Origin of the sequence: uncultured Clostridium sp. (assembly GCF_934754925.1) — a bacterium.
Classification (GTDB): Bacteria; Bacillota; Clostridia; order Clostridiales; family Clostridiaceae; genus Clostridium.
This window is the reverse complement of record NZ_CAKVJA010000026.1, coordinates 1-22,063: the sequence shown is the minus strand read 5'-3', so window position 1 is coordinate 22,063 and position 22,063 is coordinate 1. Positions and strand designations below refer to the sequence as shown.

The 22,063-nt window shown below is 28.5% G+C and carries 17 protein-coding genes, 3 tRNA genes and 2 riboswitches; of the genes, 5 read left to right on the top strand and 15 right to left on the bottom strand.

Annotated elements, in window-relative coordinates; translation table 11 throughout:
* Nucleotides 1-72 precede the first annotated feature (72 nt).
* Nucleotides 73-146 (bottom strand) — tRNA-Trp (locus Q0G30_RS09390).
* A 135-nt stretch (nt 147-281) separates the two neighbouring features.
* Here Q0G30_RS09390 and tsaE point away from each other — a divergent pair.
* The 3 genes from tsaE to rimI are packed head-to-tail and all read left to right on the top strand — an operon-like array spanning nt 282 to nt 1,886.
* On the top strand, nt 282-743 hold the full coding sequence (tsaE, locus tag Q0G30_RS09385) for a tRNA (adenosine(37)-N6)-threonylcarbamoyltransferase complex ATPase subunit type 1 TsaE (protein WP_195467324.1): 462 nt from the start codon (nt 282-284) through the stop codon (nt 741-743).
* Nucleotides 740-1,456 (top strand): tRNA (adenosine(37)-N6)-threonylcarbamoyltransferase complex dimerization subunit type 1 TsaB, encoded by a 717-nt coding sequence (tsaB, locus tag Q0G30_RS09380; RefSeq protein ID WP_294389175.1) that lies wholly within the window; start codon nt 740-742, stop codon nt 1,454-1,456. Before tsaE ends, tsaB begins: the two co-directional genes overlap by 4 nt.
* Nucleotides 1,440-1,886: a ribosomal protein S18-alanine N-acetyltransferase gene (gene rimI / locus Q0G30_RS09375; RefSeq protein ID WP_294389173.1), complete on the top strand. Its 447-nt coding sequence runs from the start codon at nt 1,440-1,442 to the stop codon at nt 1,884-1,886. The genes tsaB and rimI overlap by 17 nt, the downstream gene beginning before the upstream one ends.
* A 21-nt stretch (nt 1,887-1,907) precedes the next feature.
* Here rimI and Q0G30_RS09370 read toward each other — a convergent pair whose 3' ends face one another.
* From Q0G30_RS09370 to Q0G30_RS09350, 5 genes are all read right to left on the bottom strand, one after another.
* Nucleotides 1,908-2,492 (bottom strand): ECF transporter S component, encoded by a 585-nt coding sequence (locus Q0G30_RS09370; RefSeq protein WP_294389171.1) that lies wholly within the window; start codon nt 2,490-2,492, stop codon nt 1,908-1,910.
* Between the two features lie 230 nt (nt 2,493-2,722).
* A riboswitch (FMN riboswitch) is annotated at nt 2,723-2,837 on the bottom strand.
* 67 nt (nt 2,838-2,904) lie between these two features.
* Nucleotides 2,905-4,512, bottom strand: a complete 1,608-nt coding sequence (locus Q0G30_RS09365) for an ABC transporter substrate-binding protein (protein ID WP_294389169.1) — start codon at nt 4,510-4,512, stop codon at nt 2,905-2,907.
* A gap of 264 nt (nt 4,513-4,776) precedes the next feature.
* Entirely contained in the window at nt 4,777-5,085 is a 309-nt protein-coding gene (locus Q0G30_RS09360) for a hypothetical protein (protein ID WP_294389166.1), read from the bottom strand.
* An 81-nt stretch (nt 5,086-5,166) separates the two neighbouring features.
* Complete coding sequence (locus Q0G30_RS09355; RefSeq protein ID WP_294389165.1) at nt 5,167-5,499, bottom strand: hypothetical protein; 333 nt, start codon at nt 5,497-5,499, stop codon at nt 5,167-5,169.
* A 301-nt stretch (nt 5,500-5,800) separates the two neighbouring features.
* Entirely contained in the window at nt 5,801-7,963 is a 2,163-nt protein-coding gene (locus Q0G30_RS09350) for a Tex family protein (protein WP_294389163.1), read from the bottom strand.
* 541 nt (nt 7,964-8,504) lie between these two features.
* On the opposite strand from Q0G30_RS09350, the gene Q0G30_RS09345 reads away from it, so the two are divergent.
* A complete protein-coding gene (locus Q0G30_RS09345) occupies nt 8,505-10,022 on the top strand; it encodes a M28 family metallopeptidase (RefSeq protein WP_294389161.1) in 1,518 nt (505 codons plus the stop codon).
* Nucleotides 10,023-10,043: 21 nt separating this feature from the next.
* Here Q0G30_RS09345 and prfB read toward each other — a convergent pair.
* The 6 genes from prfB to Q0G30_RS09315 all read right to left on the bottom strand — a co-directional run bounded on the left by prfB (nt 10,044) and on the right by Q0G30_RS09315 (nt 18,957).
* Nucleotides 10,044-11,145, bottom strand: a protein-coding gene (prfB, locus tag Q0G30_RS09340; protein ID WP_294129696.1) for a peptide chain release factor 2 whose coding sequence is annotated in 2 segments (ribosomal slippage) — nt 10,044-11,066 and nt 11,068-11,145 — 1,101 coding nt in all. Because the reading frame shifts where the segments join, the coding sequence is not laid out codon by codon here.
* Between the two features lie 121 nt (nt 11,146-11,266).
* Nucleotides 11,267-13,780, bottom strand: coding sequence for a preprotein translocase subunit SecA (secA, locus tag Q0G30_RS09335; RefSeq protein ID WP_294389159.1), 2,514 nt, complete (start codon nt 13,778-13,780; stop codon nt 11,267-11,269).
* Between the two features lie 308 nt (nt 13,781-14,088).
* On the bottom strand, nt 14,089-14,616 hold the full coding sequence (gene raiA / locus Q0G30_RS09330) for a ribosome-associated translation inhibitor RaiA (RefSeq protein ID WP_294135979.1): 528 nt from the start codon (nt 14,614-14,616) through the stop codon (nt 14,089-14,091).
* Between the two features lie 439 nt (nt 14,617-15,055).
* A complete protein-coding gene (locus Q0G30_RS09325; protein ID WP_294389157.1) occupies nt 15,056-15,742 on the bottom strand; it encodes a ComF family protein in 687 nt (228 codons plus the stop codon).
* Nucleotides 15,715-16,707, bottom strand: a complete 993-nt coding sequence (locus Q0G30_RS09320; protein WP_294389155.1) for a hypothetical protein — start codon at nt 16,705-16,707, stop codon at nt 15,715-15,717. Before Q0G30_RS09320 ends, Q0G30_RS09325 begins: the two co-directional genes overlap by 28 nt.
* Nucleotides 16,708-16,725: 18 nt before the next feature.
* Nucleotides 16,726-18,957 carry an ATP-dependent RecD-like DNA helicase gene (locus Q0G30_RS09315; RefSeq protein WP_294389153.1) on the bottom strand — a complete coding sequence of 744 codons (2,232 nt, stop codon included), beginning with the start codon at nt 18,955-18,957 and terminating at the stop codon, nt 16,726-16,728.
* A 179-nt stretch (nt 18,958-19,136) separates the two neighbouring features.
* On the opposite strand from Q0G30_RS09315, the gene nagA reads away from it, so the two are divergent.
* Nucleotides 19,137-20,276: an N-acetylglucosamine-6-phosphate deacetylase gene (gene nagA / locus Q0G30_RS09310; RefSeq protein ID WP_294389151.1), complete on the top strand. Its 1,140-nt coding sequence runs from the start codon at nt 19,137-19,139 to the stop codon at nt 20,274-20,276.
* A 39-nt stretch (nt 20,277-20,315) separates the two neighbouring features.
* On the opposite strand, the gene metK is transcribed toward nagA, so the two are convergent.
* The 3 genes from metK to Q0G30_RS09295 all read right to left on the bottom strand — a co-directional run bounded on the left by metK (nt 20,316) and on the right by Q0G30_RS09295 (nt 22,061).
* On the bottom strand, nt 20,316-21,491 hold the full coding sequence (gene metK, locus Q0G30_RS09305; protein ID WP_294389150.1) for a methionine adenosyltransferase: 1,176 nt from the start codon (nt 21,489-21,491) through the stop codon (nt 20,316-20,318).
* Between the two features lie 92 nt (nt 21,492-21,583).
* Nucleotides 21,584-21,764, bottom strand: a riboswitch (SAM riboswitch).
* Between the two features lie 132 nt (nt 21,765-21,896).
* Nucleotides 21,897-21,981, bottom strand: a tRNA-Tyr gene (locus Q0G30_RS09300).
* A gap of 5 nt (nt 21,982-21,986) precedes the next feature.
* Nucleotides 21,987-22,061: transfer RNA gene (locus tag Q0G30_RS09295), tRNA-Thr, on the bottom strand.
* Between the last annotated feature and the right edge of the window lie 2 nt (nt 22,062-22,063).

Sequence of the window (22,063 nt, the reverse complement as noted above, 5' to 3'; positions counted from 1 at the left end):
TATAAAATGTCACAAATTTTTTGTAAAAAAATTTATAAAAAAAAACTAGCAAGAAAATCTTACTAGCTTCTTTGGCAGGGGTACTAGGAATCGAACCTAGCCTAATAGTTTTGGAGACTACTGTACTACCGATATACGATACCCCTAAGTACAATATATATTATACATTATGTTAAATATAAAATCAATATTTTTTTCTACTATTTTTCTATTATTCTTTTCTTTTTCGTACTTTTTGGATAAAATATAAAATAGTTAATTAAAAAAGGGAGGATTTTAACATGATTTTTTCTGTTAATAGCGTGGAGGAAACTACTAACCTTGGAATAGCCCTTGGTAAACTATTAAAATCTGGTGACATAGTTTGTTTAACTGGAGATTTAGGTACTGGTAAAACTCATATAACTAAAGGAATTGCTAAAGGTTTAGAAATAACTGATTATATAACAAGTCCTACTTTTACTATTGTAAATGAATATGATTCTGGTCGTTTAAAATTAAATCATTTTGATGTATATAGAGTTTCAGATCCTGATGAAATATATGCAATAGGATTCGATGATTACATTTTCTCTGATGCAGTTTCAATTATAGAGTGGGCTAACTATATAGAAGAAATACTTCCAAAAGACTTTTTACATATTTATATAGAAAAAGATTTAGAAAAAGGCGAAGATTATAGAAAAATCACTATAACTCCATATGGAGAAAGATATGATTATATAAAGGAGTTAAAAATATGATAGTTTTAAGCGTTGACTCTTCATCTTTAGTAACTACAGTTGCTTTACTTAAGGATGAATTTGTACTTGGTGAATATACTTTAAACTTTAAAAGAGAGCATTCTGTTATCTTAATGGAAAAAATAGAAATGCTATTAAAAGACTGTCAAATTGATATAAATGAAGTTGATGGTTTTGTAGTTTCTAAAGGACCTGGATCATTTACTGGCCTTAGAATTGGAATGGCAACTATTAAAGGATTAAGCATGGGTTCTAATAAACCTTATGTTTCAATTTCAAGTTTAGATGCACTAGCAAACTCTTTAATTACATTTGATGGCATAATATGCCCAATTATGGATGCTTTAAGAGATAGTGTTTATACTGGTCTTTATAAAAATATAGATGGTAAGTTAGTTAAAATACTTGAGTGCACTGCTTTAGAACTAACTGAGCTTGCAGATATTTTAAATGAAAAAGGTGAAAAAGTTATATTCACTGGTGATGGTGTATATAAACATAAAGATTTCTTAACTAAGAATGTTGACAATTGTGAATTTGCTCCAAATCATTTAAGTATCATTAGAGCCTCTTCCCTAGGCGAGCTTGGTATGGAAAAAATTAAAGTTGGTGAAGTTGATGATATGAATTCTGCTCCACTTTATATTAAAAAACCTCAAGCTGAAAGAGAACTTGAACAAAGGCTGGCTATGAAAAATGAAAATAGATTATAGTCTTATGGATGAAAGCCATGCAAAAGGTGTATATGAATTAAGTAAAGAATGTTTTGCTATTCCTTGGACTTTAGATTCAATTAATAATGAGCTAAATAATCCATTAGCAAAATATGTAATTGCAGAAGATTTATCCACAGGTGAAGTAGTTGGATTTGTTGGTGTGTGGATAATTGCTGGGGAAGGTGATATTACAAATATTGCTGTAAGCTCAAAATATAGGAAAAAAGGGATTGCTTCAAATCTGTTGATAAAATTATTTGATGTGTGCAAAACTTTTAATTGTGAAGATATTACTTTAGAAGTTAGAGCTTCAAATACTCCTGCTCAAAATCTTTATAAGAAATTTAACTTTAAAGAAGAAGGTATAAGAAAAGGATATTATTCAGACAATGGTGAAGATGCCATTATAATGTGGAAAAGAGGATAGCAACGCTATCCTCTTTTATTATTAAGCTACCTCTTTTTTTCTTACTTCAAACTTACTATCAACATTAAATATTGCACGTGATACTCTTTTATATAGTAAATATGTTGCTATACAAACTATCAATGCCTTTACTCCATTAAAAGGTACTAATCCTAAAAATATATAATTTATTAATGCAGTTCCTTCTAAATGCATTCCATATGCAGGTAATAAGAAATATACATTTGAAATTATTCCTAAAACTTGCATAACTAACGCACCTATAAACATACCTAATATAGCTGTCTTTTTACTTTTATTTTTATTATATATCCAAGCTGCTGGAACAACTAATGCAAGTCCAACTATAATATTTGCAGTCTCTCCTACAAAACCAGTTTCTGTTCCTTTTATTAAAAATCTTAAAAATACCTTTAATATAACTATTATTCCCCCAGCTACTGGTCCATATGCAAATCCCCCCATTAAAGCCGGAACTTCACTTAAATCAATTTTTAGCCATGGAAATGCAGGTATTATAGGAAAATCAAAATACATTAATACCACTGCAATAGCTGCTAATAAAGAAATTTTAATCATTTTGTTTAAGTTTTTTGATGAATTCATACTCTTTCTCCTCCCAAAAGTCATCCTCTGGGGCATTAGCTAAATTAATAAATATGTTTGATAATAGTTTGTATCATTTATGATGTTTAATACATATAAAAAACCCTGATGTTTGTAACATCAGGGCATTAAAAACAAAGCTATTAATAAATATAATTTATATATACAATAAATTTAATTATAAATTAGATAATAAACTTATTATCAATACTATATTTATATAATTTAACTCTTACCTTCTTTCATCCAGACTTTACTGTCGGCTTCGGAGTTACACCGAATCTGCAAAAATTGCTCGCGGGCTATACCGCCGGTAGGGACTTTCACCCTGCCCTGAAGATATTTTTTATTTATTTGCTTTTATTATATTACTAATTTTTTCATATTTCAATAGTATGATTCATTTCTTTTTTTATTCCATTAAATATATTTCTAAAGCACTATTTATTTTCTCTAAAGCTTCATCTAATGATATTTCATCTTCTAAATATTCTTCACCAGTATTAATAATTACTTCTGAAACATATGAATCAATATTAATAGGTGAACTTAAATTATTAACTATATTTACAAACTTATTATATTCCTCTTCTGGTGGACATTTTATATCTAAATCAATCTCATAACCTTCTCCACTTATACCAACGCCTCCTAAATTATCATTTCCTAAATTCTTATTATAAATACTTAAAAGAGCCTCCTTATTAATAGGAATACCTTGATAATTATTAATTTCTTGTGACTTTTTATCAATTACATATGAAATAAAGTCCTTTGCAATTTCCTTCTTATTGCTCTTAGAAGTTATTGAAATAATATTTTTTTCTAAAAACTTATTACTTCCTGCATAAGTATTATATGTTAAGTTCTCATCTTCTTGCATAGCAGTATAAATATTAGCTAAATCGTAAAAACTTGATATATAGCCAATATCCATAGAATATTCTGGTCTAAGAACTTCTATTGGATCAATACTTTTTTCTAAATAAACTTCCGACATTTGTTTCATAAACTCACTAGACATTTGTTCAGCATATTCTAAGTAATTGTTATAGCTATCTTCATCTATATTACTTTTTTCAAACTCATATATTTCTTTTATATTTTCTAAAAATAATTTTATTTCATTTATATTAATTATATTATTTTTAATTAGCTTATCGTTATTTATATTATACATTAAGTTTAATATATCTCTAGCACTATAGGTTCCAAATAATCTATTATTAATTTCATCCTTGTTATCTAAAATATTTTCCAAATTGCTAAATTTATTTATTATATCTTCTTCTCCAAAAATAACTGGAATTTTAACTCTTAGTGGTAATGAGTATATTTTATCCTCTGTAAAATATACATCTAAAATATTCTCAAATAATGATTCTTTTTTACTATTAACTATATCACTTATATCCTCTAACATCCCTTTGTTGATTAAATCGTCTGATGATAAATTATCTAAAAATAATATATCTGGTGCATTATCAGACATTAATTCTGTATTAAGAGCTTTTATAGCATCATTCTCTGTTTGTCCACTATCTTCTGTAATTCCTACTTCATAATTAATAACTACATTTGGATTATCATTTTGATACTGAGCACTATATTGCCTTATAGATTCACTTTCATACAATGAATAAATTGTTATTTCTTCAAGCTCTTTATTAGCTAATTCATCTGAATAAGAGTATGTATACATTTCCATACCATCTTCACCATAATATACAGCTAAGAAATTCTCACTATCTAATTGTAAAAAATGTGATAATTCCATTTCACTGCTGTTAAATAAATAAGCATTAGTATCTATTATTTCATTAATATTATAATTTTCATCATCTACACTATATACTCCTGTAGAATCTACAAGAAAAAATTCATCCTCTTTACTTCCATTAAATAATTTTAATTTATAAGTTATATCCCCATCTACATATTCTTGCAACTCTTCTATATCTTCAATAAACTCACCATTATTTAAATTATATTTTTTTACTGCTTGTATGGTTTGTACCATTAAATATTTATCAGTTGTACATATACTTATAATTTCATCATCTAAATCAATTTCCTTTTTTAATTTTCCATCTTTTAAATTATATATATAAATATTATAAATATCATATATTATAATATCATTACTTTCTGAAACAGTTATTCTAGAAAATGCATTATCGTCTATATTAACTTCCTTTATCGAGCCATTATCTTTTATTAATATAAATTCATTAGTATTTTCACTTCCATCAATAGCTAATATATCTGCATTATTAAAAACATTTTAAAAAAATATTCTGTCTTTTTTTAAATCAGTTAATTCTATTTCTTTTTCCACCCATGTTTTCCCTTTATCTTCTGACATTAATACTACTTCTTTTAGGTTATTATCCATACCTATTAATTTTATAGTATCATCATCAATCATTTTTATATCTTCTATACCTCTAATATTATTTATATTCACTTTTTCTTCAACAAAACCTCTCAATGACATATTATAACTTCCAATAGCTTCTTTTTCTTTACAAGATATTAAATTAAATAATAATATTATTACACTTAATAATCCTATTGTTCTTTTTAAAATCATAATTTTATTTTTCTCCTTATTCTATTAATTAAGCATCAAAACAGTATATACTGTTTTGATGCCCTTTTAACTTTATTAATATTAAGTTAAATTAAAATCTAAATATTTAACACGTCTCATATAATTAACATTTCCTGTTTTTGCAGTTGATTTTTGACCATATACTTTCATAGGCCCGCTGTAACTTTTAGCATTAGATGAATTATAAGTATCATATGCCTTTATTCTAGCTTGGTGTACTGTTGACTTTAAACCATTTTTAACTACCCCAGTACTACTATAAGTTGTATTTAAAGTTTTCTTAGAATCGTTATAAACAGTTCCGTTATTATTAGTATATTGCCATGCATACACATTAGTTGCAGTACTAGCTATAATTCCTGCTGCAAGCATCATAGCAATAAACTTTTTCATTTTTTTTATAAAAATCCTCCTTAATATTAAAATTATTTTTATTCTAATTTAATTTTTTAACCTAGGTTACATATTTATAATTACATAAATGTATTTTTTTGTAAATAACTTTAACACGCTTTTGTAATCATTTACAAAAGTGCATTTTTATTGTTTTTTGTGACTTTTCACAAATCCACTTCTACTAAAATACTCTTTATTTATTATTTAAATTTAACTATTAATATCATATTTTTTTACAAAAAAAACTTGCATTATACAAATAATGCAAGCAAAATTTAATTTAAATATAAATAATTAACTAATCAATATCTTTCATAGTTAATGAAATTCTCTTTCTCTTTTCATCAACTTCCATAATTCTAACTTTAATTACATCTCCAACCTTAACTATATCTAATGGATGCTTAACAAACTTATTAGCCATTTGACTCTTATGAACTAATCCATCTTGATGAACCCCAATATCAACAAAAGCACCAAAGTCTGATACATTTCTTACAGTTCCCATAAGCTCCATTCCTGGTTGTAAATCCTTCAAGTCTATAACACCAGTTTTTAAAATTGGCTTAGGCATATCTTCTCTTGGATCCCTTCCTGGTTTTTGTAATTCTTTAATTATATCTTTTAAAGTTAATTCTCCAATTTCAAGCTCATTAACAAGATTATTTAATCCTTTTGAGCTAACTCTTTCTTCTATATCATTTAAATTTCTATTTCTCAAATCTTCCTTAGTATATCCTAAAATCTCAATAAGCTTTCCTGCTGCTTCATATGATTCTGGATGAACTGAAGTATTATCTAAAGGCTCCTTACTTTCCATAACTCTTAGGAATCCTGCACATTGTTCATAAGCCTTTTGACCAAGTCTCTTAACCTTTAATAATTCTTTTCTGCTCTTAAATCCTCCTACTTCATCTCTATAAGCAACTATATTATTTGCTATTGAAGCATTAACACCTGCAATATATGTTAAAAGTGATGGTGTTGCAGTATTTAAATCAACCCCTACCTTATTAACAGAGTCTTCAACTACACCTGCTAATGATTCATCTAATTTCTTTGGAGTAACATCATGTTGATATTGCCCAACCCCAATTGCTTTAGGATCTATCTTTACAAGCTCAGCCATAGGATCTTGAAGTCTTCTTCCAATAGAAATAGCTCCCCTTATAGTAACATCTAAGTCTGGATACTCCTTAGCAGCAAGTTCTGATGCAGAATATACAGATGCCCCTGCTTCTGATACTATTACATAAGCTAGTTCTTTTCCAGTTTCCTTTTTAATTTCACTTATCATTTCAGAAACTACTTCTTCAGATTCCCTAGATGCAGTACCATTTCCTAATGAAATAACATCTACATCATATTTATATATAAGTTCTTTTAATATTTTCTTTGTACCCTCTACATCATTTTTAGGTAAAGTCGGATATACTGTAGCTTTTTCTAAGAATTTACCTGTAGAATCTAAAACTGCAACCTTACATCCAGTTCTAAACCCTGGGTCATACCCCATAACTACCTTTCCCTTTATCGGTGCTTGCATTAAAAGAGCCTTTAAGTTTTCTTTAAATATTAATATTGCTCCTTCTTCACCTTTATCTGTTAATTCACTTCTTATTTCTCTTTCTATTGAAGGATATATTAATCTCTTAAGAGAATCTTTAATTGCTAACTTTAAATATTCATCAGTAACTTCATTATTTTTTAATAATCTATTTTGAAGATATGTTATTATTTTCTCTTCATTAGCTACTATTTTAACAGATAATACTTTTTCCTTTTCTCCTCTATTTATAGCTAATATTCTATGAGCAGGAATCTTATTAACATCTTCACTATATTCATAGTACATTTCAAAAGGTGTTGGTTCTTCACTTGATCCTTTTGATTCTATTTTTCCCTCCCTCATTACAAGCTCTCTTATCCATTTTCTAAATCCTGCATCATCAGAAATTACCTCAGCTACTATATCTAAAGCTCCATTTATAGCTTCATCTGTAGTGAGTACCTTCTTTTGCTCATCTATATACTTACTAGCTTCCTCTTTTATATCACCTTTAAAAGTTCCTTCTAGAATTAAATCAGCTAATGGCTTTAATCCCTTTTCTAAAGCTATTGTCGCTCTTGTTCTCTTCTTTTGTTTATAAGGTCTATAAATATCTTCAACTTCTGTTAAAGTGTCAGCCTTTTCTAAAGCTTTAACTATATCATCATTTAACTTTCCTTGCTCATCTATTAATCTTAAAACATCTTCTTTTCTTTCCTTTAAATTTCTTAGATAAGTTAATCTTTCAAAGAATTTTCTTAAAACATCATCACTTAATCCACCAGTTTGTTCTTTTCTATATCTAGAGATAAAAGGAACTGTGTTTCCTTCATCTAATAATTTAATTACGTTTTGAACTTGTTTTAAAGTTATTCCTAACTCTTTAACTAGCCTTTCTTCTATATTTACCATACTTTCCTCCTATAAAATTTTATTATAAGTTTAACTCTAATAATTAGTATAACATAATTTTACACTATTGATATTAAGTAAAGCTAATAGTATAATTTAATTGTAAATATTTTCCATTTAGTTGTTAAGGGGGTATCTTTTTTGAATAAATTCATTAATGGATTTCTAAATATATTACTTATAGTTTTTATTACTCTTCTATTATTAAATCAGCTTTACGTCATTGAATTTTCTACAGACTTAAAGAAAATTTTTATATTTTTAACTTTTATAATGATTTTATTTGTTTCTGCTAAAGAAATATTAACTGGGAAATCAAATTTTCTTAAATTTATAAATATCCTTACATTATGCAGTATAATAATTGGTGGTATACTTTCCATTATTAATAATCAACTTAATATTTTTATTTATATCTGTATTTTGTTTTCATTATTTCAATGTTTATTTGAACTTATTCAAAATAAGGCATGATTTATTATCATAATGTAACACCTCATTTAATAGTATTTAATATAATACTATTAGTGAGGTATTTTTTATGAAGAAAAAAATTATATATTTCCCTCTATTATCAATAATATCCTTTATATTGCTATTTACAATATATCTTAATAATACTTATTCACCATTTGATTCTAGTAATGTTCTAAGTAATATTTATGTTTTATCCTCAGATACACTTGCTGGAAGATTAGCAGGAAGCACAGAAAATTCAATGACAGGAGAAATAATAAAAAATAGGTTTATAGATAGCGGGTTAACTACCTTAAACAATGATGGTAACTATACTCAAACTTTTAATACTATATGTCCTGTTATAACTAATACTTCTCCATATTTAAAAATAGAATCTAATGGAGAAATTGAAGAAGAATTAAAATATGGCGTTGACTTTAAAGAAGATATGATTAATTTTAAAAATAATACATTTAATTTTTCAAATGCAGACAAGGTAAATTCTTATCTAGCATATATGGAAGTGAGTTGTAATGATGGACAATTTTTAATATATGTTCCTAAAAACAATAATTTTTCATTTAGAAGTTCATTTTTTAGCGATTTTGCAAAGGATGCAGTAATAATGGTATCCAATAGTGCATTTGAAAAAATATCTAATAGCTTAAGCCAAGGAAAAGAAATATCAATTCATATTCCATTTGAGGAAGAGGAAAAAACAATATCAAATATTATTGGTGTAATTAAAGGTTCAAACTCAAAGTTAGCTCCTTTTATAATAACTGCTCATTATGATCACCTTGGAAAAGATGGATTAGGAAATACCTACTCAGGAGCATTAGATAACGCTTCTGGTGCTTCTTTCTTATTAGAACTTAGTAGAAGTTTTGCTACTTATGGAAAGCCAAAAAGAGATATAATTTTTGTTGCCTTAAATGCAGAGGAATTTGGATTATTAGGTTCTAAGGCCTTTGCCGAATCTAACTTATTTAATATACAAGATTCAAAAGTAATTAACTTCGATATGATTGGTAGCGTTGATTATCCTATAAGCTTCATGCAAGGAAGTAAATTTAAGAACACAAATTCAGAATTATTAAATTCATTAAAGGAAATTTGTGATTCTAATAATGTAAGTTATGAAGTTCTTTATGAGGATTCTAGTGATCATGCAAGTTTTAATAACTTAAATATAGATGCTGTTAGTTTCTGTCATAGTGACAAAACAAGAATTCATACACCTGATGATACTATTGATTATATAGATACTGATGCCATTGATACTGTTTATAGCATAGTTGATGAAGAAATTAAAAACTCTTGCTATAGTATATTTACTAGATTTGTATATAGCTCACAATCATTATTATGGCTATCTATTATTTTAATTATATTAATTGCTTGGGGATTATTTGATAAAAGTAAAATTATAACTGATAAAAATGGCTCTAGATTTTTCGCATTAATTGCATTAATATCTGTTATAACTTCTTGTATATTTTATGCTAGGGGATATAATGATTCTATTATAGTAACTCTTATATTTGGATTTTCAATAATAATTATTACACTTAAAAATTTTAAACTAATATCAAAATAAAAAAAGTGCAATGCACTTTTTTTATTTTGATATACTCTTTAAATATGTAGTTATAAATTGATCTATTTCTCCATTCATAACAGCATTTAAATTTGATGTTTCTTCATTTGTCCTATGATCCTTAACCATATTATATGGATGGAATACATATGATCTTATTTGACTTCCCCATCCCATATCCTTTAACTCACCCGTTAAATCTTCTATTTTTTCCTTATGAGCTCTTTCCTTAAGTTCTATAAGCTTTGATTTCAACATAGACATTGCTGTATCCTTATTTGAAAATTGGCTTCTTTCACTTTGACACTGAACTACAATCCCAGTAGGAATATGAGTAATTCTTATAGCAGATTCTGTTTTATTTACGTGTTGCCCCCCAGCTCCACTTGCTCTATAAGTATCTATTTTTAAGTCTTCAGGTCTGATATCTATATCTTGATCCTTTGTAAGTTCCGGTAATACTTCTATAGACGCAAATGAAGTTTGTCTTTTTCCATTTGCATTAAATGGAGATATTCTTACTAACCTATGAACTCCCTTTTCTGCCTTTAGATATCCATATGCAAATTCACCCTTTACTCTTAATGTTGCGCTCTTTATTCCTGCTTCATCGCCCTCAAGTATATCTAATGTTTCAACCTTATACCCCTTCTTTTCACACCATCTCGTATACATTCTTAAAAGCATAAGCGTCCAATCATTAGCATCACTTCCACCAACACCAGCATGCAAGTTTAATATAGCATCATTTCTATCATACTCTCCTGATAAAAGAAGCTCTATCTTATATTCTTCTATAAGCTTTTCTATATCTCTAATTTCCGTAATAACTTCATTTACAGTTTCTTCATCATCTTCTGCAAGCTCTGCCAGTACTTCTACATCATCTAGTCTACTTACTAAATTTTCATATCTATCTATCTTATCTTTAATACCCTTGCTTTCCTTCGTAACTTCTTCAGCCCTTTTTATATCATCCCAAAAGCCTTTTTCTTGCATCTGAAGCTCAAGTTCTTGAAACCTTTTTTCTAGACTTTCTTTGTCAAAGTGAAGCCCCCATTTCTTTTAATGTTTCCTTTAATCCACTAACCTTAGTTAGCTCTTGTTCTAACTTAATTAACAAAAAAATCACCCCTTCATTCAGTGACAAGTGACAAACGACAAGTGACAAGTTAGATGTAGTAATATTTATAAATCTCTCCCCCACATTAACTTGCCACTTTTAACTTATCACTTGAAACTATCTATGCTTCCCTACCGCAGCAGTTCTTATACTTTTTACCACTTCCACATGGGCATAAATCATTTCTTCCCAATTTGTTATCATTTCTTACAGGTTCTTTCTTTAAACTTTTGTCATCACTTCCATGACTTGCAGATGTTTCTTGAGCAACCTTTTCTCTTTCAACTGGTCTTTCAACTCTTACATGGAATAAGAACTTAACAGTTTCAAGCTTAATTCCTTCAATCATTTCTTCAAACATTGCGCTACCTTCCATTTGGTATGCTTGAATTGGATCTTGTTGCTTATATGCCCTTAATCCCATTCCTTGTTTTAAATGATCCATATTATCAATGTGTGCCATCCATTTTTGGTCAACAACTCTTAAAAGAACTACTCTTTCAATTTCTCTTAATTGCTCTTCTCCAAATTCAAGTTCTTTACCCTTATAGATATTCATAACAATCTCAGTTAACTTACCTTTTATTTGTTCATTTGATAAGTCTGCTAATTCTTCAGCAGTTATAACACCATGTGGTAAACAAATTTCTTCTAGATATTGTAGTAATGTTTTAATTTCAGCTTCTATATCCTGTACTTCTCCACTTAAATGTGAATTTACAGAATCAGAAATAACCTCTTCTATCATTCCTTCAATTTGCTCTTTTAAGTTTTTACCTTCTAAAACCTCAGTTCTTTGTCTATAAATAACTTCTCTTTGTAGATTCATAACATCATCATATCCAAGAAGATTCTTTCTTATATCAAAGTTATTTCCTTCAACTTTCTTTTGAGCGTTTTCTATAGCCTTAGTAACCATTTTACTTTCTATAGCTTCTGTTTCCTCAAGACCTAATTTATCAATAACTCCTTGAATTTTTTCAGAACCAAATATTCTCATTAAATCATCTTCTAATGATATAAAGAATATTGATTCACCTGGATCACCTTGACGCCCTGATCTACCTCTAAGCTGATTATCTATTCTTCTAGATTCATGTCTTTCAGTACCAAGAACCTTTAATCCACCAGCTTCTCTAACACCTTCTCCAAGCTTAATATCAGTACCTCTACCTGCCATATTAGTAGCAATAGTAACCATTCCTAATTCCCCTGCATGAGAAATTATTTCAGCTTCTTGAGCATGATATTTAGCATTAAGAACTTGATGCTTAATACCTCTCTTCTTTAATAAAGAAGAAATATATTCCGATTTATCAACACTCGCAGTACCCACAAGTACTGGTTGCCCCTTTTCGTGTGACTTCACAACTTCATCAACTATAGCCTTATATTTTCCAGCAGAATTTTTATAAACCATATCAGATTGGTCAATTCTTTGAACTGGTTTATTAGTTGGTATTACTATAACATCTAAATTATATATTTCTCTAAATTCATTTTCCTCTGTTAATGCAGTACCTGTCATTCCTGATAACTTGGCATACATTCTGAAGTAATTTTGGAATGTTATTGTAGCTAAAGTCTTTGATTCTCTTTGAATTTTAACTCCCTCTTTAGCTTCAATTGCTTGATGAAGTCCATCTGAATATCTTCTACCTTCCATAAGTCTTCCTGTAAATTCATCAATTATAACTATTTCATTATCTTTAACCATGTAGTCTTTATCAGCTCTCATTGTATAGTTAGCTTTTAAAGCTTGTGTAACATAGTGTTGTAATTCTAAGTTTTGAGAATCAGCATAGTTTTCTATACCAAAATATTTCTCAGCTTTAATAATACCATTATCAGTTAATAAAACTGCATTAGCTTTTTCATCTACTGTAAAATCTTTTTCATTTACTAATGTTTTAACAAAATTATCCGCAACATTATAGAATTTAGTAGATTTATCACCCATTCCTGAAATAATAAGTGGTGTTCTAGCTTCATCTATTAAAATAGAGTCAACCTCATCCACTATACAGAAGTTAAGCGCTCTTTGAACTCTTTCTTCCATATGTATTACCATATTATCTCTTAAGTAATCAAATCCAAACTCATTATTAGTTCCATATGTTATATCGCATGCATAAGCAGCTCTTCTTTGATCTGGAGTTATTCCATGAATTATACAACCAGTAGTTAATCCTAAAAAGTTATATAATACCCCCATTTCTTCCATTTGAGTTTTTGCTAAATAATCATTTACTGTTATTACATGAACCCCATTTCCAGTTAATCCATTAAGGTATGCCGGTAATGTTGCAACAAGAGTCTTACCCTCACCTGTTTTCATCTCAGCTATTCTACCTTGATGAAGAACCATTCCTCCTAATAATTGAACTCTGAAATGCTTCATTCCAAGAACTCTACTTGAAGCTTCTCTACAAACAGCAAAGGCTTCTGGTAAGATGCTGTCTAAAGATTCACCTTTTTTTATTCTTTCCTTAAACTCTATAGTCTTAGCTTGAAGCTCCTCATCTGTTAATTTTTGCATAGATTCATCTAAAGATTCTATTTTATCTGCAATTGATTGAAGTTTCTTAACTTCCCTCTCGCTATATGTTCCAAAAAGTTTTTCTAAAAATCCCATAATATAGTTCCTTTCAATATCTACATTCATAAATACTATAAGAATGTACGATTAAATAATTATTTCATCTATTTTATCTAACTTTTATTTACATAGGTTATCCTTTTAATATTTTACTTAATAAATTATACCATTTATAGTATTTATAATTCAACAAAAAACGTATCTACTTAAATTTAAAGTAAATTTTTACTATAACATCCTATTTTATTTCCCCAAAACTTCTACTATGACTATAACTAAATAAAAGTTAAAATCTATATAAAAATAAGGAGAGATGTTAATAACACTCTCCTTACTTATAATCATTAAATATAATCTGGTTCTAAAAGTCCATAATTTCCATCTTTTCTCTTGTATATAACATTAACATTATCAGTATCAGAATCCTTAAATACAAAGAAATTATGTTCAACAAGTTCCATTTGTAATATAGCTTCCTCTGTACTCATTGGTTTTATATTGAACTTTTTAACTTTTACTATTTCTCCTTGATCATCTTCTTCCGATGCAACTTCATCAAAGTTGCTAAACCTTAAAGATTCATTACTTCTTCTTTGTAGCTTAGTTCTTTGTTTTCTAATTTGTCTTTCTAATTTTGTTTCTACTAAATCAATAGACTTGTACATGTCATCTGTTGATTCTTCACATCTTAAAATCACACCATTAAATGGTATTGTCACCTCAAAAATTTGGCTATTCTTTTGAACAGTTAATGTAGCCCTTGCCGATACGTCAGGTTCAAAATATCTGTCTAATTTTGAAATCTTTCTCTCTACTATCTCTTTTAATGCAGGTGTCACGTTAATATTCTTTCCTATTACTGTTACTCTCATAAGGTCAGCCCCTCTCTTTAAGTTATAATTATACTATTTAAGATTTCAATATATATTTGTTTTATATATATATTTTACCATTTGTAAGATTATTCCTCAAAGGCTATTTTCTGAATTTACAGAAAATTTAAACTTATTTACTCTACATAACTCACTCTATCTTCAATTATCTTATTATTAAAAATAAAAAAAACATCAATTCATAAGAATTGATGTTTTTTTTATAAAGTTAGCTGACCTGGATTTTGACCCCACACTCGCCTGCTGGAGCTTTTGCTACCCGGACTTAACCTCTCACTACTAACACTCTCAGTATCTCTACTGGCAGGACTTACTTCTATACCGCACCATGCTCATTAAAACTTTGTTTAACTTACGTGGATCGTTTCGCCTGCGACTGGCATCGACTTTCATCCACAGACCTAACTTTACATTACTATTATATATTGCTTTTGGCAATTGTCAATACTATAATTTGTTTTGCTCCTGATTTTTTTAATATATACTTACATTCACTAATAGTAGCTCCCGTGGTCATAACATCATCAATTAATATAATATTTTTATTTTTTATTTCATTAATACTACTAATTTTAAAAGCTCCCTTTAGATTTATAATTCTTTCTTCCTTAGTTAATGTTTTTTGCTCTCTAGTATCTTTTATCTTTTTAATACAATTACTTACAGGTATATTAAGTTTATAACCTACATTTTTGGCCATTATTTCACATTGGTTAAATCCTCTTTTTTTCTTAGCTTTTCTGCTCATAGGTACATAACAAATAACATCCCCATTAATTTCTTGCTCTTTTATCATCTCTATTAAAAAATTAGATAATACATATCCTGCAGTAAAATTACTCTCATATTTAAACTTCAAAATTAAAATTTTTATTATTCCTCCATAAAACCCATAAGATAAACTATCTTTTTCAATATTAGCTCTATTAATACTATTTTTACAACATGGACATAATCCAATAAACCCATCTATCCTACAAGTTATACACTTCTCTTCAGCTGGATAAATTATATCTAAAATTTCATTATATATTTTTAATATGACCTTATTAAAGGAATCTAAACTTAAAATTTTACTTATGATTTTAAATATTGCTTCTCCCATAATCTCCTATTAAATTCTCTAGTAATACTTTTTGCATTATCCATATCCTGAGAAATATCCTTTGAAACCATTATTAGTTCTGACTGAATTTCTCTAGTACTATTAATGGAACCACACATATAAACTATTTTTTTATATGAATAATAAATATCATCAGCGAATAATACTATTATATTTATATTTACAATACTATTCATATATTGGCCACAATTATTAGTAACTATAAATAAAGCATCACTATATCCATCTATAATTTCTTTTATAAAATTGAAATTTTGATTCTTAGTATATCTAACAACTCTAATACCTAACTGTCTTAAAACCTCATAATAATGATTATAAACCTTATTTAACTTTTCTTCAGATGGCACAATTATTAATACTATTCTTTTATTTTCCTTAAACCACTTAAAATACTCAAATAGAGATAATGGTATATTCTCCTCTAAACGTATTCTCGTATTCATTAATCTTGGTTCTATAATAGGTCCTTCTGATAACATATAAGGTAAATCAATTTTTTCTCCTATAGGAAATATATATTCACTTGAATAAATTATAATCTTTTTACTTTTCCAATAAATATTTTCTATAGCATCTCTAATATATTCATTACTTATTTTTGAAAACAAAGTTATATCATCAATTATAACTAAATCATAATCTTCACTTATATTCTCTATATTACTTATAGTTATACAATGCAAATTTTTGTCTAATTGTTTTATATTTATAGCTTCATCTATAAATTCATATATATAATTAACCCTTTCTTTTATATATTCCTTCTCTCCGCTACAAAATACATATAGAACCTTTCCATTTTCTTGTAAAACCTTATTTATTATATTAGAAAAAATATCAACAGTATTAAAAGGTCTTGTTTTTAAAGTTAATACCTTAGTTCTTTTTAAATACCATTTATTTATTTTTTTAAAAGCATTACTCAATTCCTTATAATTCATAGTATCGACTCCATTTATCTACTCTTCACTTATTTTATTATCAGATACAATATCTAAAATTCTCTCCTTCAACGATGAATATCTCTCCATACTATTCGTATTATCAACCATATATTTTAGTGCTTTTTGATTTCCAACAACTACTACAAGGTCTTTTGCTCTAGTTATTCCTGTATATAATATATTTCTATTCATTAAAAAGGCTGATCCCATAAAAGCCGGTGTAATTACTACCTTAAATTCACTGCCCTGACTCTTATGTATTGTTATAGCATACGCTAATTCTAATTCTTCTACATATACGTTATCATATACTATACTTCTTTCATCATCAAAAACAACAGTAACTGTTCTATTTTCTTCATCAATAGATTCTATAAATCCCATATCTCCATTAAATACACCAACACCTTCAGTATCGCCATATCCGCCTACTCTATTCCATTTTAAAGAATAATTATTTTTAGTTTGCATTACTTTATCGCCAACTCTAAAAATAGAATCCTTAATTTTTCTTTCTTTCTTATACTTATTAGGTGGATTTAAAATGGCTTGAAGTTCATTGTTCAAGTTTTCTACACCTAAAACTCCCTTTCTAGTAGGAGATAATATTTGAATATCCTTGACCTTATTCCACTTTGAATTAAACATAGGTAGTCTTCTATTTACTAGATCTAATATAGTATTTAGAATGCTCTCATTATCTTCTCTATTATCAAAGAAGAAATCCCCACCTTTTTTATTTAAGTATGGTAATTCTCCATTATTTATTCTATGTGCATTCAAAATTATCATACTCTCTTTTCCTTGCCTAAAAATCTCATTTAATCTTACTACTTTAATAAAATTACTATTTATTAAATCCCTTAATACATTTCCAGGCCCTACAGATGGTAATTGATCTACATCTCCAACTATAATAACTCTAGTTCCTAATTTAATAGCTTTTAATAGACTGTTCATAAGCATTATATCAATCATAGATGCTTCATCGATTATTATTACATCTCCTTCTAATGGCTCACCTTCACCCTTTCCAAAGAATGAATTTTCATCATCGCTTACTCCCATTTCTAATAGTCTATGTATAGTTTTTGCCTCTCGTCCTGTTGATTCTGTCATTCTTTTAGCCGCTCTTCCTGTTGGTGCTGCTAAAAGAACCTTCATTCCATTATTTTCATATATTTCTATTATACATTTAATTATTGTAGTTTTTCCAGTTCCTGGTCCCCCAGTTATTATTTCAATTCCATTTTCAAAAGCTCCTAATATAGCATCTTTTTGAGAATCTGCAAACTTAATATTGTTTTTACTTTCAAAACTAGATATCTCAAATGAAATATCTGAGTTTATAGTTTGAAAATTTTCTATACTTAAAGTAATAATCTTATTTGTAACACCTAATTCACAAAAATAATATGGTAATGAATACACTGCTTCAATATCATTAATTTTTTCTACCTTTATTTTTCCTTCTAAAACACTATTATATATATTAACTTCTATCAACTCTTTATCAACTGTTAAAACCTTTTGGCATTGTTCAATTAATTTATCTTTAGGCATATACGTATTTCCAAGCCCAGAAAAATTATTTAAAACATATCTTATTCCACTTTGAACCCTAAAATCAGATTGCGGTTCAATTCCTAAACTCTTTGCAATTCTATCTGAAGTCAAAAATCCAATTCCTGATATTTCATCATTTAATATATATGGATTCTTTGAAACTATATCTATAGAATCTGGTCCAAACTTTTTATAAATTTTTAAACATTGATTTATTGTAACTCCATGTTTTTGGAAAAACATTATAATATCTTTTAATTCTTTACTTTCAAGGTACGATTCATATATTATGTTAAATTTCTTTTCACCTATTCCTTCTACTTCCCTTAATCTTTCAATATTATTATCTAGTATATCTAAAGTCTCTACTCCAAATGCCTTAACTATCTTCTTGGCAGTAACAGGTCCAATTCCATGAATTATTCCTGTGCTTAAGTATTTTTCAATTTCCTTTGCAGAAGTGGGAAGTAGCTCCTTATACTCTTCTACATTAAATTGCCTTCCAAACTGCTTATGATTTATCCAATTACCTTTTACTTCTATTTGTTGCCCCTCTTTTATTAACGGCATTATTCCAACAATTGTTATAACTTCCTTATTTGCAGTTATCTTTGCTACTATGTATCCGCTATCATCACTTTTAAATATTATTGCCTCTACTAAGCCCTCTAATATTTCCATATTATCGCTCCAAACATTTTATTTTACTTATTAATATTATATAATTATACCATAAGTAAAATTTTCATTGTTTATTTTAACTTATGCATTTGTATTTAAATTATAAATCCATATCTTACTTATTTATTACTATTAACTTATACTTAACTAGTTAAACATTAATTTAGGAGGAAATTTAAATGTTATTAAAAAATTGTAATATAATCCTTTTAGATAAAATAGAAAAGGGATCAATATTAATTGAAAACGATATAATAAAAGAAATTAATCCATCTGAAATTCCTGAAACAAAGGTTGTGGATTGTAAAGGTTTATTTGTTTCCCCTGGTTTTATTGATGTTCACATACACGGTGCCGGGGGGCATGATACAATGGATGGTACATTTGAGGCAATTAACGAAATATCAAAAACTATTTGTAAATATGGTACAACCTCATTTACACCTACAACAATGACTATGTCTGCTGATGATATATTAAAATCCATGCTGTCTATAAAAAAGGCAAAACTTGAAGGAACTGATGGTGCTATAGTTTTAGGTGCTCACTTAGAAGGTCCATTTATTAGTCCTAGCGCTATAGGTGCACAAAATCCAAATTATTTAATACCCCCTTCATACGAAAACTTTAAATCAATGACTGGTGACGCTATTGATTCAGTAATTTCTATTACTATGGCTCCTGAAGTTGCTGGTGCTAAGGAACTTGCTTCAATTTTATCATCTAAGGGCATTCGCTGTTCTATAGGTCATACTAAAGCAACTTATGAAGAAGCTATTGATGGCATAAAGTGTGGTTTCTGTCATTCTACTCATATATTTAACGCTATGACAGGATTTAGTCATAGAGAACCTGGTGTAGTTGGAGCAACTTTTGATTCAGATATAACAACTGAAACTATCTCTGATGGTATTCATATATCATATCCTTCCTTAAGAATAGCATACAAGCAGAAAGGAACTGATAAAACCTTGCTTGTAACAGATGCAATGTGTGCTTGTGGAATGCCTGATGGAACTTACGCTTTAGGCGGGCAACCAGTAATAGTTAAAAATGGTGCTGCAAGATTAGAAAATGGTGCATTAGCTGGTTCAATATTAACCTTAAATAAGGCTATTAAAAACATATATGATAATACAGATTATCCATTATACGAAATAGTAAAAATGGCATCTCATAATTGTGCTAAATACTGTAGAATCGATGATAGAAAAGGCCAAATAAAAGAAAATTTTGATGCTGATTTAACTATTTTCGATGAAAATATAGATGTTAAAATGACTATAATTGGTGGTAAAATAGTTTATAATAACCTATAAAATAAATTAAGCGAGATACAAGTAGTATCTCGCCTTTTATTATAGATATTTTTTTATTTCTTCTACCTTATTTAACTCTTCCCATGGAAGGTTTAAATCATTTCTTCCAAAATGACCATAAGCAGCTGTTTGTCTGTATAAAGGTCTTCTTAATTCAAGATCTCTTATTATTGCTCCTGGTCTTAAATCAAATACTTTTTCAACAATATTTATTATTTCTTGTTCTGAAACCTTACCTGTTCCAAAAGTATCAACTTCAATAGAAACTGGTTTTGCAACTCCTATAGCGTAAGCTAATTGTATTTCTAATTTATCTGCAACTCCAGCTGCAACTAAGTTTTTTGCAACCCATCTTGCTGCATATGCTGCTGATCTATCTACTTTTGTTGGATCTTTTCCTGAGAATGCTCCACCACCGTGTCTTCCATATCCTCCGTAAGTATCAACTATAATTTTTCTACCTGTTAATCCACTATCACCTTGTGGTCCTCCAACAACAAATCTACCTGTTGGATTTATATAATACTTAGTTGATTCATCTAATAATTCAGCTGGAATAACAGCCTTTATAACATGTTCCATTAAATCTTCTCTTATTTGCTCTTGACTAACATGATCATCATGTTGAGTAGAAATTACTATTGCATCAATTCTAACAACCCTATTATCATCATACTCTACTGTTACTTGAGTTTTTCCATCTGGTCTTAAGTAAGGTAAAGTACCATTTTTTCTTACTTCTGTTAATCTTCTAGATAATCTATGTGCCATGGCAATTGGTGAAGGCATATATTCTGGTGTTTCATTAGTTGCAAAACCAAACATCATTCCTTGATCCCCAGCTCCAACAGCTTCAACATCATCTTTTTCTCCAGCTCTAGATTCTAGTGCCTCATCAACTCCCATAGCTATATCACTTGATTGTTCATCAATAGATGTTAAAACCGAACATGTATCACAATCAAATCCATACTTTGCCCTATCATAACCTATTTCTCTTATTGTCTTTCTAACTATTTTAGGAATATCTACATAACAAGATGTTGATATTTCCCCCATTACTAATACCATTCCAGTTGTTACTGCTGTTTCACAAGCAACTCTTGCCATAGGGTCCTTTTCTAATATATTGTCTAAAACCGCATCTGATATTTGATCACATATTTTATCTGGATGCCCCTCTGTTACTGATTCTGAAGTAAATAATCTTTTCATTCTTTGCTTAGCTCCTTTCATTTTTTGATATTAATTCTAAGCAATAAAAAAAGCCTCTTCAAGATAGAAGAGACTGAAATTATCTAAGGTCTTTCTTATCTTGCAAAATTAAATGTTCTGCAGGAATTTGCACCACGTCTACAAGTCGCAGGTGATAAGTCACAGGTAACAAATCATTTAACTTAACTTGTCACTTGTCACTTATCACTTGTCGCTATCGACAGGTTGCCGGGTTTCATAGGGCCTTTTTCCCTCCACCTCTCTGGATAAGAACTAATATCAAATTTTATTTCTAAAACATTTTAACAATATATGCATACTATGTCAATAGTAATTATATACTTTATTTTTAAGATGAAATTTAATTTTTATAGAGATAAAAAAAGCATGGTATTAACCATGCTTTGGTGGGGGAGGACGGATTCGAACCATCGAAGCGAATCGCAACAGATTTACAGTCTGCCCCCTTTGGCCACTCGGGAACTCCCCCATATTTGGAGCTTCATGTCGGAGTCGAACCAACAACCTGCTGATTACAAGTCAGCTGCTCTGCCATTGAGCCAATGAAGCGT